The sequence below is a fragment of the Bacillus sp. BHET2 genome, assembly GCF_005938125.1.
GTDB lineage: Bacteria > Bacillota > Bacilli > Bacillales > Bacillaceae_B > Rossellomorea.
Genome location: NZ_VCQN01000001.1, coordinates 1,337,378 through 1,352,443, shown reverse-complemented (window position 1 = coordinate 1,352,443; position 15,066 = coordinate 1,337,378). Strand labels below are relative to the sequence as shown.

Here is a 15,066-nt window from a genome sequence, read left to right as displayed (position 1 = left end):
AGTAATGGGGGAAATAAAATGATGCAGGGGAAAAAAATATTGTTATGTGTCTCTGGCGGAATTGCTGTATATAAAGCGGCTGCCTTAACAAGTAAGCTGGTTCAAAGTGGTGCAGAAGTAAAGGTGATTATGACGGAATCGGCCCAGAAATTTGTCGCTCCTCTCACCTTCCAGGCATTGTCCCGTCAAGATGTATACTGGGATACTTTTGATGAAAAAGACCCATCGAGAATTGCCCATATCGATTTAGCGGATTGGGCAGACCTTGTTCTTGTCGCACCTGCTACTGCCAATATCATTGGAAAGCTTGCGAATGGTATTGCCGATGACATGATTACCACAACCATTCTTGCCACAACAGCGGGCGTTTGGGTTGCTCCGGCTATGAATGTACATATGTATGACCATCCAGCGGTAAAACGCAATATAGAAACCCTTTACCAGTTTGGATACCAATTTGTCGAACCGAGTGAAGGGTATTTAGCTTGTGGATATGTTGGAAAAGGAAGATTGGAAGAGCCAGAGAAAGTAGTGGAATTGGTTGATCGCTACTTTTTAGAACTAGACAGCGATAAAATGTTGTTACTTGGAAAAAAAGTTGTTATAACTGCCGGACCGACAAGGGAAATGGTCGATCCCGTTCGTTTCTTCTCCAATCGCTCAACAGGGAAGATGGGCTATGCTTTAGCTGAAGCTGCAGTATCTCTCGGTGCACAGGTCGTGTTGATTTCAGGACCGTCCCAGTTGCCGATTCCAAGAGGCATAGAATTTGTTTCTGTCACAAGTGCTGAAGAAATGTATATCGCTGTTCATAAAGCATTCCCGACAGCTGATATTGTTGTCAAGAGTGCTGCGGTAGCGGATTATCGACCGAAAGAAATATATGAGGATAAGTTAAAGAAACAAGAAGGCAATCTAGTGATCGAATTTGAGCGAACAAAGGATATTTTAATGAGTCTAGGTGAAAGAAAAAATGACCAATACCTTATCGGTTTTGCGGCAGAAACGACGAATGTGGAAAATTATGCGAAAGCAAAACTTGAGAAAAAACGAGCTGATATGATTGTCGCAAACAATGTGAAAGAACTAGGTTCAGGTTTTGGAACAGATACAAACAGAGTATCGATTGTAACGAGTGATGGGAATGTTCGAGAACTGCCGTTATTGTCAAAGGTTGAGGTAGCAAAAGAAATCTTTAGAGAAGCAACCCAGCACGTAAAGAAGGGTCCCCCCCATGAACGTAGCTAGTGTAATTGTAGATGTTCCTGCGATGCAGACGGATCGAACCTATGATTATAGCATCCCGGATGAGTGGAAAGGTAGTATTACATCAGGCATGAGGGTGATTGTTCCTTTTGGGCCGAGAAAAATCCAAGGATTCGTCATCGGAATAAAGGAAAAGGGAGAAGTCTCGAAACTCAAACCAATCGTTGAGCCTATGGATCTTGTACCCGTGCTTAATAAAGAATTACTGTCATTGGGGAACTGGCTTACTGAGAAGACCCTCTGTTTTAAAATATCTGCCTTTCAAGCGATGCTACCGGCAGCGATGAAAGCGAAATACGAAAAATTTTTTCAGCTTGAAGAAAACAAACATCAAGCTGATCTTCATCTTTCTCTACAACATTTCTTTCAGAACAGAAGAGAAGTTGCCTGGAAAGCGATTGAAGAAAATGGTTTCCTCCCTCTCATTCATAAAGAGGTAAAGCGTGGTTCAGTTGAAGTAATCTATAGAGTAAAAGCTAAGGGGAAGAAGAAAACGGTTCGAAAGCTTTATCTTACTATTTCGCAAAATGATTTAGAGGAAGTGATGAACAGCCTTCCTCCTCAGGCAAGTAAGCAAAAGCAAATCATTGAGTATATGATCGACTCTGCCCCAGGAGGAGATGGGCTACTGGCTACGACACTTCTTGACGAGATGTCTACAACATCAAGCACAATTAAATCACTTGTCAATAAAGGGTATTTGATGGAGAAAAACGTAGAAATGTACCGTGATCCTTTTGAAAACCGAACGTTTCAGAAGACATTTCCTCTCACATTGACATCACAGCAGGATCAAGCGATTCGTCCCATCTTGAGTATTATCGATCAGAAGAAACACCAGACGTTTCTTCTTTATGGGGTAACAGGAAGTGGAAAAACTGAGATTTATCTCCAATCCATTCAGCGTGTTTTACAAGAAGGGAAGGAAGCCATCGTCCTGGTTCCTGAAATTTCTCTTACACCTCAGATGGTTCACAGGTTTAAGGGGCGCTTTGGCAATGATGTCGCCGTTCTTCACAGTGGATTATCAGTTGGGGAAAAATATGATGAATGGAGAAAGATCCAACGAAAGGAAGTAAAAGTAGTGGTTGGAGCACGTTCAGCCGTTTTCGCTCCTTTTGAAAACATTGGAATCATCATTATTGATGAAGAGCACGAGACGAGTTATAAGCAAGAGGAAAATCCTCGGTATCATGCGAGAGATGTAGCGATCCATCGTGGGAGTTACCATCAGTGCCCGGTTATTTTGGGAAGTGCCACCCCTTCATTAGAATCCTTTGCCCGTGCATCTAAGGGGGTCTATAAGCTACTCACCCTGGATAAACGGATGAATGATGGACCTCTTCCCTCAGTTGATATTGTCGATATGAGAGAGGAACTTAGGAAGGGAAACCGCTCCATGTTTTCAACAGAGCTGTTCGAAAAGCTTCAAGATAGGTTGGAAAAAGGAGAGCAAACGGTTCTATTCCTTAATCGAAGAGGGCACTCATCCTTTATTATGTGCAGAGATTGCGGTTTTGTCCTTCAATGCCCAAATTGTGACATCTCTCTAACCTATCATCGATTTTCGAACGGGATGAAATGCCATTATTGCGGATATGAAGAAAGCGTCCCAACTACTTGCCCTGAGTGTACAAGTGAACATATTCGTTATTTTGGAACTGGAACTCAAAAGGTCGAGGAAGAATTGACGAAGTTGATCCCGGATGCTCGAATTATTCGGATGGATGTGGATACAACCTCACGAAAAGGGTCCCATGAAAAGCTGTTAACAGCCTTTGGGGAAGGAAAGGCAGATATCCTCCTGGGCACACAAATGATTGCCAAGGGTCTCGACTTTCCGAATATCACTCTGGTAGGTGTTCTCAGTGCAGATACAATGCTCCATTTACCAGACTTCAGGGCAGCGGAAAAGACGTTTCAATTGTTGACTCAAGTGAGTGGGAGAGCTGGCAGGCACACATTGCCAGGAGAGGTTGTCATACAAACGTATACGCCGGAACACTATTCAATCGAATTAGCATCAAATCATGATTACAACCGCTTTTATCAGCAGGAAATGATGATGAGGAAGATGGGGTCCTATCCTCCCTTTTTCTATATTACTTTGATCACATTGAGTCATGAGGACCTCTTGAAGGTCGTGGATATAGCGGAGAAAATGGCTGGGTATATTCGTTCTAAGTTATCTGATGAAACCATCATTCTTGGACCGGCTGCTTCACCTATTCCCAGGATAAAGAATAGATATCGCTATCAATGTTTGATAAAATACAAGCGGGAACCAAATCTTGGTATAACCTTAAAAACAGTATTAGACCAATTTCAACAGCAGTACGTATCAAGTGGATTAACAATTTCTATAGATGTGAACCCTTATATGATGATGTAAGAATATTTATTCAGAAAGATGGAGGACAGTTATGGCAATACTTCCAATTGTAATGCATCCAAGCCCTATCCTGGAAAAAGAATGCGAAAAGGTTACGGATTTTGATAAAAAATTAAAAAAATTACTTACAAATATGTATGACACTATGATCGAAGCTGATGGTGTAGGACTTGCAGCACCTCAAGTAGGAATAGATCTCCAAGTTGCCGTGGTAGACATCGGCGATGATTCAGGAACGCTCGAGCTGATCAATCCTGAAATCATCGAATCAGAAGGATCGCAAACCGATCTTGAAGGGTGTCTTAGCTTTCCCGGTCTTTACGGAGAAGTGACTCGCCCTTATTCGATAAAGTTCCGGACACTGGACAGAAAAGGAAGAATGGTCGAATATCAAGCCCAGGACTTTTTGGCAAGAGCAATTCAACACGAAATTGATCATCTTCACGGCATTTTATTCACCTCAAAAGTAGAAAAATATATTACAGAAGAAGATTTAGAAGGGTATGAAGCTCAATGACGAAAGTGATTTTTATGGGAACGCCAGATTTCTCGGTGCCCGTTCTCCAATCTTTAGTAGATGAAAATTATGAAGTGATCGCGGTTGTGACTCAACCGGATCGACCAGTGGGAAGAAAAAGAACCCTGACACCTCCACCTGTAAAGGTAGCAGCCCAAAAGCATGGCATTCCTGTCTACCAACCGGAAAAGATAAAGAATGAGGAAGAACTAAACCAAGTGCTTGCATTAAAACCTGATCTTATTGTGACGGCTGCATTCGGACAAATTCTTCCCAACGCTTTGCTTGAGGCACCGGAATATGGTTGTATAAATGTTCATGCTTCCCTTCTTCCAGAACTCAGAGGAGGAGCACCGATACATTATTCCATTCTCCAAGGGAAGGAGAAAACGGGTATCACCATTATGTATATGGTAGAGAAGTTGGATGCAGGTGACATTATTAGTCAAGTAGAAGTGGATATCGAAGAGCGGGATCATGTCGGGACGCTTCACGATAAATTAAGTGTTGCCGGTGCAGCCCTACTTATAGACACGATCCCGGCATTATTGTCAGGGGATATCTCTCCTTTGAAACAGGATGATTCGAAGGCAACGTTCGCCCGTAACATTAAACGGGAACAAGAAATAATAGATTGGACGAAAGACGGAGAAGAAATCTATAACCATATTAGAGGACTTCACCCTTGGCCGGTTGCGTATACCACCATGGAAGACTCCGTAATGAAAGTATGGTGGGGAGAAAAGCTCGAAAGTCGTTCCACATCACCTGGAGAAATACTGAGTGTAGAAGAAGATGGTTTCGTAGTTTCTACAGGTAACTCAGTTGGAATTAAAATAACAGATTTACAGCCTTCCGGAAAAAAACGAATGAATGCGAAAGATTACCTACGCGGAGCTGGAGCACATTTAAAAGCGGGAATGAAGTTAGGAGAGAAAAATGAGTAAACGAAACAAAACCGTCCGGGAAGCAGCACTTGATGTCATTGAGGCGGTTGAAAAAAATCAATCATATAGTAATTTATTGCTTCATTCAGTGATCGAAAAAAATGAGCTTCCAACGAAAGACATTGGCTTGTTGACGGAGCTTACGTACGGAACCATTCAGCGGAAAATGACGCTGGATTTCTATCTGGCACCATTCATTAAAGGCAAGCTTGATGAGTGGGTTCGTCACTTGTTGCGCTTATCGCTCTATCAGCTTGTCTATTTAGATCGTATTCCAGATCGTGCTGTTTTCTTTGAAGCGGTTGAAATCGCCAAAAAGAGGGGGCATAAAGGGATATCCGGATTAGTGAACGGCGTTTTGAGATCGGTGCAGCGCAAAGGTTTGCCTTCTCTTGAGTCCATTAAAGATCCTGTCGAAAGAGTGGCTATCGAAACAAGTCATCCTTATTGGCTGGTTAAGAGATGGGAAGAGCAATTCGGATTAGAAAAAACGAAAGAAATGTGCGAGACCAATCTAATTGCACCGAAACAGACAGCTCGTGTGAATACAACTAAAATAAGCCGGGAAGAACTTATGCTATTGTTGACCGACAATGGTAGTGAAGTGAAAGAAAGCCCGATCGTCCCGGAAGCGATTCAGTCACTGCGGGGGAACCTGGCTAAAACAGATGCTTATCGCAACGGACAATGCTCTATCCAGGATGAAAGCTCGATGCTCGTTTCCTATGCATTAAAGCTCGAGAAAGGAATGAAGGTTCTGGATGCTTGCGCTGCACCGGGTGGAAAAGCGACCCATATTGCAGAAAAGCTTTCTGGTACCGGAGAAGTTCATGCGTTGGATCTTCATAAACATAAAGTGAAATTAATCGACGACAATGCAAACCGACTTGGATTGAATAATGTCAAAACAGCCACCCTCGATAGCCGCAAAGCTGCGGAAAAGTTTGAACAGGAAAGTTTTGACCGTATTTTAGTCGATGCACCTTGCTCAGGATTAGGTGTCCTCCGGAGAAAGCCGGATATAAAGTACGCAAAAAAAGAAGCGGATCTTCTTTCATTACAGAAGATTCAGCTAGATATATTATCATCTGTTGCCCCATTGCTGAAAAAAGATGGCTTATTGGTTTATAGTACATGTACTGTAGATCAAAATGAAAATGAAGGTACCGTAGCAGCTTTCTTAAGTGATCATCCGGAATTTGAGAAACATCCACTCGACCAGCTCCCGGATTCTGTAACACCGTTCATTCAAGAACATCATTTGCAAGTATTTCCTCAAGATTTCGGAGGAGATGGGTTCTTCATTTCATGCTTTCGAAAAAAGATTAAGTCGAATATAATCAAATGTTGAAAGAAAAGCAGGAAAATCCAGTAGAAGAGTCGTAAAAGTACAAAAGCCCTTAATGATTTCATTTTTATTTGAAGAAAGATGCACACAGGATGTTAAGGAGCTGCTGGAATCTGGTGCAGAAGAAGAGACGAGGTGACCTAAGTGAAGACGGTTTATTTTACGGACAAAGGGAAAGTGCGTCAACTTAATGAAGATAGTGCCGGGGTATTTGTAAATCATCATGGAGATCATTTAGCTATTGTGGCAGATGGGATGGGGGGCCACAGAGCTGGAGATGTGGCGAGTCAGCTGACCATTTCAATCTTAAAGGACCTATGGGAGAAAACCGAGAAATTCAACACTGCTGATGATGCAGAAAATTGGTTAAAGTCGACCATTAACGAAGTAAACAACAAAGTATATACTTATTCTCAATCCAACACAGAATGTGAAGGGATGGGAACCACGCTTGTCGGGGCCATCTGTACTTCTTTGTTTGCCACCATTGTAAATATTGGGGATAGCAGGGGGTATATTCTGAACGAAAATGGATTTCACCAATTAACTGAAGATCATACGCTTGTGAATGAATTGGTCAGGAGTGGTGAAATCTCGAAGGAAGACGCAGAGCATCATCCTAGAAAAAATGTGATACTCAGAGCGATTGGAACGGAAGCTTCCATTACGATGGATATCAAAACGATTATGTTCGAAGATGATGATGTCATTCTTTTATGTTCAGACGGTCTTTCTAATAAAGTTTCTGAAAAGGAAATGAAAGAGGTATTAGTACAGGACCACTCTCTGGAAACTAAAGGGGAGTCGCTCGTTCAATTAGCCAATGAATATGGCGGTGAAGATAATATTACCGTAGTAATCGTCGAGTTTGCCGCTGAAACGGAAAGCGGGTGATACCATGATGGAAGGAAAGCGCATCAGTGGGCGTTACAGAATTATCAAATTAATTGGCGGCGGAGGGATGGCCAACGTCTATTTAGCTCACGATGTGATTCTGGATCGTGAAGTGGCGATTAAAATGCTCCGGATCGACTTTGCCAATGAAGAAGAGTTTATAAAACGATTCCAACGGGAAGCTCAATCGGCTACAAGTTTGACCCACCCGAACATTGTCAGTATTTACGATGTTGGAGAAGAGGATGAGCTTTATTATATCGTCATGGAATATGTACATGGCATGACGTTAAAGCAATACATACAGCAGCATTCACCGGTTCAAGTAGATAAGGCGATCGATATTATGAAACAGCTGACGTTTGCTATGTCACATGCTCACCAGAATCATATCGTGCATCGTGATATCAAACCGCACAATATCCTTCTCGATGAAGAGGGGAATGTGAAGATAACCGATTTCGGGATCGCGATGGCGCTTAGTGCCACTTCAATCACACAAACCAATTCTGTCCTTGGATCAGTTCATTACCTCTCACCTGAACAGGCGAGAGGAGGCATGGCTACAAAGAAATCGGATATTTATTCCCTGGGGATCGTCATGTTCGAATTATTAACAGGCAGATTACCGTTTTCAGGAGAGTCAGCGGTTTCGATTGCTTTAAAGCATCTGCAATCGGAAACGCCATCATTAAAAAGATGGAATCCTGATATCCCACAGAGTGTGGAGAATATTGTATTAAAAGCAACGGCAAAAGACCCGTTCAGACGGTACGAAAGCCTCGAGGAAATGGATGGAGATCTCTCTTCGGCTCTGGATCCTTACCGACTGAATGAGCCTAAATTTGCCGTTCCTATTGATGATGAGGCGACGAAAGCAATACCTGTCATCACAGACCAGAAGGCATACTCAAATTTAGATGATACGATCGTTCACCATCAAGCGAGTACAGATTCAATCCAAACAAAAACCACCACTCCAGTCCAAGAGGGAAAGAAGAAGGGCAAAAAGAAAGATTCTCAAAAGAAAAAGAGTACAAAGAAGTGGCCGATTCTGATTATTAGTCTGTTCTTTTTGCTGATTTTATTGGGAGTGGCTGCTGTAACGCTGGTGCCTGGTTTACTAGGACCGAAAGAATTACAGGTGCCTAATGTAGAAGGGAAAAATACTACGGAAGCAGTCTCGATGATTGTATCCGAAGGTTTTGTTGTAGGTGAAACGAAAGAACAACCTAGCGACAGTGTACCCGAAGGAGAAGTAATAAAGACAAATCCGAAAGCTGGTCGGATGGCAAATGAAGGATCGGAAATAGACCTCTATGTTAGTACAGGTAAGGAAAAGGTTGAAGTAGAGGATTTTATAGGGGAAGATTATGAGGAAGTGTCCTCTGATTTAGAAGAAAAAGGATTTACTGTAGAGAAAGAAGAGGAGTTTAATGAAGACGAACCTCAAGGAACCATATTGGACCAAGATCCATCGCCTGGGGATGAAGTGGTGGCTGAGGAGACGACGATTACCTTAACGGTCAGTAAGGGATCCAAGCCATTTGATTTAGATAATTTAGCTGGGTATGACCAGGAAGCTCTAAATCAATATGAAGATTTAAAAGAGGTCAATATTGTAGTAAAAGAAGAAGTTTTTTCTGAAGAAGTTGAAGCCGGTAAAGTAGTTTCCCATGAACCAGAACCAGGTACCCCAACTTACAAAAGGGAAACGGTCTATGTTGTTATGTCTAAAGGTCCCGAACCACCTAAAGAAGTTCCGACTAAGGATGTAACAATGAAAGTAACGGTTCCTTATACGAAAGAAGATGGCGCACCTCAGTCTGTGGAAATTCTAATTAAAGACAAGGACAGTACATTTGATGATCCAGATCAAATTGATGGTATCACCAAAGATACAGAGTTTACCTTGACCTTCACATTAGAAGAAGGAACTGAAGGGGCATATAGCATTCTCGTTGATGGAAAAGAGTATAAATCAGGTAATGTCGAGTATCCTAAAGAAGAATAACTTCAAATGCCAAGGGGCTGTACCCGGGTTTTTAATCAACCTGACGGGACAGTCCTCTTGTTTTCATTTATAATGGAAATAAATCAAGATACATACTATAGATGACTGATTTGTATTGATAAACGCAATTGAATAGGAGGTTTCGAATGCCGGAAGGAAAAATTGTTAAGGCATTAAGTGGATTTTATTATGTTCTTTCAGAAGGTAGCGTTACCCAATGTCGGGGCAGAGGGATTTTTCGTAAAAATAAAGTGACCCCATTAGTGGGTGACTATGTTGAATTCCAAGCAGAGAATCAAACGGAAGGATACCTTTTGAAAGTCTTTGACCGTAAGAATGAATTGGTTCGTCCGCCGATTGCCAATGTGGATCAATCGATATTGGTCTTCTCAGCCAGCGAACCGGATTTCAGTCCTGCCTTATTGGATCGCTTTCTTGTTTTGGTGGAAAGTAAAGAAATTGAACCGCTTATATGTGTAACCAAAATGGATTTACTGACTCCAGATCAATCAAACAAGATTGAAGGATTTGTGGAGGATTACCGGTCGTTTGGTTATGAAGTACTCATGACTTCTTCGAAAACAGAGCACGGGGTAGAAGAATTGACTCCTTATTTAAAAGATAAAATTTCTGTATTCGCCGGCCAGTCAGGAGTAGGGAAATCATCATTGCTTAATGCTTTGAAACCTGAGCTGGAACTAAAGACTGCCATGATTTCTTCACATTTAGGACGAGGGAAGCATACGACTCGTCACGTTGAACTCATCGATATTGAAAATGGGTTAGTAGCTGATACGCCTGGATTTAGTTCATTGGAGTTTTCAGAGCTTGAAATAGAAGAGCTACCACAATGCTTCCCTGAAATGGTTGAAGTAGCAGAGAAGTGTAAATTCAGGGGATGCCTTCATATCAATGAACCGAAATGTGCGGTGAAATCGGCCGTGGAAGATGGAGAAATCCCTGCTTATCGATACGAACACTATTTAACCTTCCATAAGGAAATCAAAGAAAGAAAGCCGAGGTACTAATCATGAAAATCGCACCATCGATTCTCTCTGCAAATTTTGCTGAGTTAGGTAATGAGATAAAAGATGTAGAAAAAGGCGGAGCAGACTATATCCATGTTGACGTAATGGATGGTCACTTCGTTCCGAATATCACACTCGGTCCAATGATGGTAAAAGCCATCCGCCCGATCACGACTTTACCCCTGGATGTCCATCTGATGATTGAAAATCCTGATCAATACATCGATGCCTTCGCTGATGCTGGAGCGGATTATATTACCGTCCATGTTGAAGCGACTGCTCATCTTCATCGAACGATTCAGTTGATTAAGAGCAAAGGGGTAAAAGCTGGAGTTGTATTGAATCCTGGCACACCGGCTGAGTCGATTAAGCCGATCCTGCAAGACGTGGATATGGTTCTCCTAATGACTGTAAACCCAGGGTTCGGCGGTCAGTCCTTCATCCCTTCTGTCTTGCCGAAAATCAAACAAATACGCGATTGGGCAAATGAAGTGAATCCGACCCTTGAGATCGAAGTGGACGGTGGAATTAATACTGAAACGGCAGCTCTTTGTGCAGAAGCAGGTGCGGATGTATTTGTAGCTGGTTCCGCTATCTATAATCGCAACGACCGTGGAGCAGCAATTGAAGAGTTAAAGAAATCTCTAGCATAATAGAGAACAAGGGCTGATCCTGTAGGGGATCAGCCCATTTTTATAGAAGGGGTGAAGGGAATATGGACCTAAATATTGTAGCTGGTGGCCCTGAAAGGTACATTCCTGAATTAAAAATGTATATGGGTGATAAAGTTAAGTGGATTGGTGTGGACCGTGGCGTATACACCTTATTGGAACAAAAGATCGCACCAATGGTTGCTTTTGGAGATTTTGACTCAGTGAATGAGAAAGAATGGAAACAGATTCAAGAAAGCGTTCAGGAAGTAAATCGTTATTTGCCGGAAAAGGACGAAACTGATCTTGAGCTTGCCCTCAATTGGGCCATTGATCAGAACCCTGATAAAATTACCATTTTTGGTGCTACTGGTGGACGACTTGATCATTTCATGGGGAACCTTCAATTATTAATGATGCCAAGTCTTTTAGAAACGGACATAATAGTAGAAATCATCGACGTGCAAAATCGATTATACCTTGCGAAATCAGGGGAACATAGAGTTGAAAAGACCCCTGAATTAAACTACATTTCTTTTGTTCCCGTCACCGGAATAGTTGAGGGGATCACCCTCTCAGGCTTTAAATATCCATTAAAAAATCGGAATATTTCTAGGGGATCCACACTATGTATTAGTAATGAACTTATACAATCATCTGGTACTTTTTCCTTTTCAAATGGCATATTAATGGTGATAAGAAGCAGTGATTAAAGCTTCTTAAATCAGGGGGAAAGAAGACGTACTTAACTGAGACTGCTTGAATAGACTAAAATGTTGTCAAGCGAAACATTACGTTCTTTAGATTGTGGGGAGGGACTAAAAATGCGCTTTTATACAATCAAATTACCAAAATTCTTAGGTGGACTTGTGAGGGCGATGTTGGGAACGTTTAAAAAAGAATAAATAGTTTAGTGGGGGATGGCTCGGGGCCATCTTCTTTTTTGTATTTGAAGAGGTTTGGAGATAGATAAGTACATATTGTTTTATTAGGAACATGTTAGAGTGTCGTGAAAGCAATATTTTGATTTTTTTAGGTATTATTGGGCCACTTTCACTGATAATTGGGCCACTTTTAGGTTGTATTGAGCCACTTTTACTGATATTCGGGCCACATTCAGAGTTTATTGGGCCAAATTGTGACCGAGGCTAGCTCCGGCGGCTAGAGGCTCGAGGTCATAAGTCAAATCAACCAAAAAGGCAAAGAACGCCTTTCCGGTTGATTCGCCTTATGCTTGTCGACTCTGACCAAGCCGCCTCCGCTTTTCTTGGTGTAAAGTAATTTTTCTTGAAAGGTTTTAAATGTAGTATTGCATTATAGAAAGTTGTGTGATAAATTATTAAAGTATCTTTATGATAATAAGTGAAATGTAGAACTGAAATTAACTTCAGCTTCTTGTTAGTGAGGAGGGAATATATTATGGCAAAACAATGCGTAGTAACAGGCCGTAAAGCTAGCTCAGGTAACGCTCGCTCTCACGCAATGAATGCGACCAAGCGTACTTGGGGTGCAAACCTGCAAAAAGTTCGAATTCTTGTAGACGGAAAGCCTAAAAAAGTATGGGTTTCTGCAAGAGCGTTGAAATCTGGTAAAGTTGAACGCGTATAATACTTAAAATGAGAAGACGTCTAGTTACTAGGCGTCTTTTTTCTAGGCTCTTTTAACAAAGTTTTTTGTCTTCTACCATGGGACTTGCTTCTTTCCACCATCACAAACCATTGCCTAGGTGCTATGGGTAAACGCTTTATTACCTTACTGGCATGCGATCTATTAATCAATCTTATACCCAGCGAAGGTTTTTATTCCAGAGATTCAATGATTAATCTTTGAATTATAAGGAAAAAATAGAGGATATACCCAACAAATCACGGAGAGATAATAGTTTAGCTTTCAAAAACACCATACTTATAGTAAAATGTTTTTAGCCAAGCATGTAATTAAAGGGGGAAAACATTCCATGTCCATCGAATTAAAAACGCAGTACGGACAAATTGATATTACGAATGATGTCATTGCAATGATTGCTGGAGGTGCAGCGGTGGATTGCTACGGAATTGTTGGAATGGCTTCAAAGAACCAAATTAAAGACGGTTTCACAGATATCTTACGTAAAGAAAATTTCACTCGCGGAGTGATTGTTCGTCAAGATGAAGAGGAAGTACATATCGATATGTATATTATTGTGAGTTATGGTACAAAAATTTCTGAGATTGCTCATAATGTACAATCCAAGGTTAAATATACTCTTGATAAGACCGTCGGCTTGGCGGTAGATTCAGTAAATATTTTTGTGCAGGGGGTTCGTGTTACGAACCCGTAGTGAGGAGGAAGATTCGTGTCGATTACATCTTTGGAAGGAAAACGTTTTGCCCAAATGGTGATACAAGGTGCCACCAAATTATCTGCCAATGCGCAGTTGGTGGATGCGCTTAACGTTTTTCCTGTTCCTGATGGTGATACTGGAACAAATATGAATTTATCAATGACTTCTGGTGCTAAGGAAGTCCAAAACCATATTCAAGATCATATTGGAAATGTGGCTACTGCTCTTTCAAAAGGGCTATTGATGGGAGCAAGAGGTAACTCAGGTGTTATCTTATCCCAATTGTTCAGAGGCTTTGGTAAAGCCATTGAAGGTAAAGAATCCTTATCGAGTGCAGAATTTGCCATTGCACTTCAGACAGGTGTTGAAACAGCTTATAAAGCGGTTATGAAACCTGTTGAAGGAACGATTTTAACGGTTGCGAAAGATGCTGCCAGACAAGGTGTAACTGTTGCGGAAACAGAAAGTGATTTCGTAAAGGTGATGCAGGCAATCGTAGAAGAAGCACAGGCTTCATTAAATCGTACACCTGATTTACTTCCTGTATTAAAAGAAGTGGGAGTAGTCGATAGTGGGGGTCAGGGCCTATTATTCGTTTATGAAGGCTTTTTGGCAGAGCTGAGAGGTGAAAAAGTTTCAGACCAAGCTTCTTTACCATCGATGAATGACCTTGTCAGTGCAGAACACCACAAGACGGCTCAGGATTTCATGAGTACCGAAGATATTGAATTTGGATACTGTACAGAGTTTATGGTCAGATTTGAAGAAGACAAACAATCATTTGTTGAAGAAGACTTCCGTCAGGACTTAAGCGGATTTGGTGATTCATTGCTTGTAATCAGTGATGATGAATTAGCTAAAGTACATATCCATTCAGAACAACCGGGCGACGTATTGACGTATGGACATAAATATGGGAGCCTAATTTCTATCAAAATAGAAAACATGAGACAGCAACATAGCAGTATCGTGGGCGAAAGCAAGCCGGTGAAGGCGAAAGCCCCTGCAGCTGTAAAGGAAGTAGACTTTGCAGTTGTGACTGTATCGATGGGTGAAGGGATTGCTGAGTTATTTAAGAGCATTGGTGCCACTTCAGTCATTGAAGGTGGACAAACGATGAATCCAAGTACGGAAGATATTGTGAAAGCTGTTGAAGAAGTGAACGCGAAGAAAGTCATCATCATGCCTAACAATAAGAATATCATCATGGCTGCAGAGCAGGCGGCTGAAGTTCTTGAAATGGAAGTGGCGGTCGTTCCGACGAAAACAGTGCCACAGGGGATGGCTGCTTTACTTGCCTTTAATCCATCTGCCTCAGTTGAAGACAACAAGCGTTTCATGACAGAAGCTTCTAAGCAGGTGAAAACTGGTCAAATCACGTTTGCTGTCAGAGACACAAACATTGATGGAGTTTCGATCGCGAAAGATGACTTTATGGGAATTGCAGAAGGTAAGATTGTAATCTCTGACCATGATCGTCAGAAGTCCGCTCAAAGCCTGTTAGAGAGAATGTTGGATGAAGACTCTGAAATCTTGACCATCCTGTACGGTGAAGGTGTAAACGAAGAGGATGTTCAATCACTTAGAAAATATGTAGAAGAAAATCATGAAGATGTAGAAGTGGAAATTCATAATGGGAAACAACCACTTTACTCCTATATATTCTCAGTTGAATAAGGAATAAAGG

General features: G+C 41.6%; 14 protein-coding genes. All 14 read left to right on the top strand.

All coding sequences use genetic code 11. The annotated features are described in order from the left end of the window. Positions 1 to 18 precede the first annotated feature (18 nt). On the top strand, positions 19 to 1,248 hold the full coding sequence (gene coaBC, locus FGG79_RS06915) for a bifunctional phosphopantothenoylcysteine decarboxylase/phosphopantothenate--cysteine ligase CoaBC (protein WP_138776982.1): 1,230 nt from the start codon (positions 19 to 21) through the stop codon (positions 1,246 to 1,248). After that, a complete protein-coding gene (gene priA / locus FGG79_RS06910; RefSeq protein ID WP_138776981.1) occupies positions 1,235 to 3,658 on the top strand; it encodes a primosomal protein N' in 2,424 nt (807 codons plus the stop codon). The genes coaBC and priA overlap by 14 nt, the downstream gene beginning before the upstream one ends. 31 nt (positions 3,659 to 3,689) lie before the next feature. Continuing rightward, positions 3,690 to 4,175 (top strand): peptide deformylase, encoded by a 486-nt coding sequence (def, locus tag FGG79_RS06905; RefSeq protein WP_138776980.1) that lies wholly within the window; start codon positions 3,690 to 3,692, stop codon positions 4,173 to 4,175. Further along, positions 4,172 to 5,122: a methionyl-tRNA formyltransferase gene (gene fmt / locus FGG79_RS06900; protein ID WP_138776979.1), complete on the top strand. Its 951-nt coding sequence runs from the start codon at positions 4,172 to 4,174 to the stop codon at positions 5,120 to 5,122. Before def ends, fmt begins: the two co-directional genes overlap by 4 nt. After that, entirely contained in the window at positions 5,115 to 6,473 is a 1,359-nt protein-coding gene (gene rsmB, locus FGG79_RS06895) for a 16S rRNA (cytosine(967)-C(5))-methyltransferase RsmB (RefSeq protein WP_138776978.1), read from the top strand. Before fmt ends, rsmB begins: the two co-directional genes overlap by 8 nt. A gap of 141 nt (positions 6,474 to 6,614) precedes the next feature. Then, positions 6,615 to 7,364, top strand: coding sequence for a Stp1/IreP family PP2C-type Ser/Thr phosphatase (locus FGG79_RS06890; RefSeq protein WP_138776977.1), 750 nt, complete (start codon positions 6,615 to 6,617; stop codon positions 7,362 to 7,364). 4 nt (positions 7,365 to 7,368) lie between these two features. Then, a complete protein-coding gene (gene pknB, locus FGG79_RS06885; RefSeq protein WP_138777646.1) occupies positions 7,369 to 9,378 on the top strand; it encodes a Stk1 family PASTA domain-containing Ser/Thr kinase in 2,010 nt (669 codons plus the stop codon). Between the two features lie 146 nt (positions 9,379 to 9,524). Then, on the top strand, positions 9,525 to 10,406 hold the full coding sequence (rsgA, locus tag FGG79_RS06880; protein WP_138776976.1) for a ribosome small subunit-dependent GTPase A: 882 nt from the start codon (positions 9,525 to 9,527) through the stop codon (positions 10,404 to 10,406). Next, complete coding sequence (gene rpe, locus FGG79_RS06875) at positions 10,406 to 11,059, top strand: ribulose-phosphate 3-epimerase (RefSeq protein ID WP_138776975.1); 654 nt, start codon at positions 10,406 to 10,408, stop codon at positions 11,057 to 11,059. Before rsgA ends, rpe begins: the two co-directional genes overlap by 1 nt. Before the next feature lie 62 nt (positions 11,060 to 11,121). Beyond that, positions 11,122 to 11,769, top strand: coding sequence for a thiamine diphosphokinase (locus FGG79_RS06870; RefSeq protein ID WP_138776974.1), 648 nt, complete (start codon positions 11,122 to 11,124; stop codon positions 11,767 to 11,769). A gap of 111 nt (positions 11,770 to 11,880) precedes the next feature. Beyond that, a complete protein-coding gene (spoVM, locus tag FGG79_RS06865; protein WP_032088878.1) occupies positions 11,881 to 11,961 on the top strand; it encodes a stage V sporulation protein SpoVM in 81 nt (26 codons plus the stop codon). Positions 11,962 to 12,475: 514 nt separating this feature from the next. After that, entirely contained in the window at positions 12,476 to 12,664 is a 189-nt protein-coding gene (gene rpmB / locus FGG79_RS06860) for a 50S ribosomal protein L28 (RefSeq protein WP_138776973.1), read from the top strand. Positions 12,665 to 13,013: 349 nt separating this feature from the next. Further along, complete coding sequence (locus FGG79_RS06855) at positions 13,014 to 13,376, top strand: Asp23/Gls24 family envelope stress response protein (RefSeq protein WP_034755738.1); 363 nt, start codon at positions 13,014 to 13,016, stop codon at positions 13,374 to 13,376. Between the two features lie 15 nt (positions 13,377 to 13,391). Further along, the gene (locus FGG79_RS06850) at positions 13,392 to 15,056 is read left to right on the top strand and encodes a DAK2 domain-containing protein (protein WP_138776972.1); all 1,665 of its coding nucleotides are present in this window, start codon (positions 13,392 to 13,394) and stop codon (positions 15,054 to 15,056) included. Positions 15,057 to 15,066: the final 10 nt, after the last annotated feature.

What these genes read in the sequence shown, in the direction of transcription:
- coaBC (WP_138776982.1), top strand. Translation starts at nt 19, where the DNA reads ATGATGCAGGGGAAAAAAATATTGTTATGTGTCTCTGGCGGAATTGCT.
- priA (WP_138776981.1), top strand. Translation starts at nt 1,235, where the DNA reads ATGAACGTAGCTAGTGTAATTGTAGATGTTCCTGCGATGCAGACGGAT.
- def (WP_138776980.1), top strand. Translation starts at nt 3,690, where the DNA reads ATGGCAATACTTCCAATTGTAATGCATCCAAGCCCTATCCTGGAAAAA.
- fmt (WP_138776979.1), top strand. Translation starts at nt 4,172, where the DNA reads ATGACGAAAGTGATTTTTATGGGAACGCCAGATTTCTCGGTGCCCGTT.
- rsmB (WP_138776978.1), top strand. Translation starts at nt 5,115, where the DNA reads ATGAGTAAACGAAACAAAACCGTCCGGGAAGCAGCACTTGATGTCATT.
- pknB (WP_138777646.1), top strand. Translation starts at nt 7,369, where the DNA reads ATGATGGAAGGAAAGCGCATCAGTGGGCGTTACAGAATTATCAAATTA.
- rsgA (WP_138776976.1), top strand. Translation starts at nt 9,525, where the DNA reads ATGCCGGAAGGAAAAATTGTTAAGGCATTAAGTGGATTTTATTATGTT.
- FGG79_RS06870 (WP_138776974.1), top strand. Translation starts at nt 11,122, where the DNA reads ATGGACCTAAATATTGTAGCTGGTGGCCCTGAAAGGTACATTCCTGAA.
- spoVM (WP_032088878.1), top strand. Translation starts at nt 11,881, where the DNA reads ATGCGCTTTTATACAATCAAATTACCAAAATTCTTAGGTGGACTTGTG.
- rpmB (WP_138776973.1), top strand. Translation starts at nt 12,476, where the DNA reads ATGGCAAAACAATGCGTAGTAACAGGCCGTAAAGCTAGCTCAGGTAAC.
- FGG79_RS06855 (WP_034755738.1), top strand. Translation starts at nt 13,014, where the DNA reads ATGTCCATCGAATTAAAAACGCAGTACGGACAAATTGATATTACGAAT.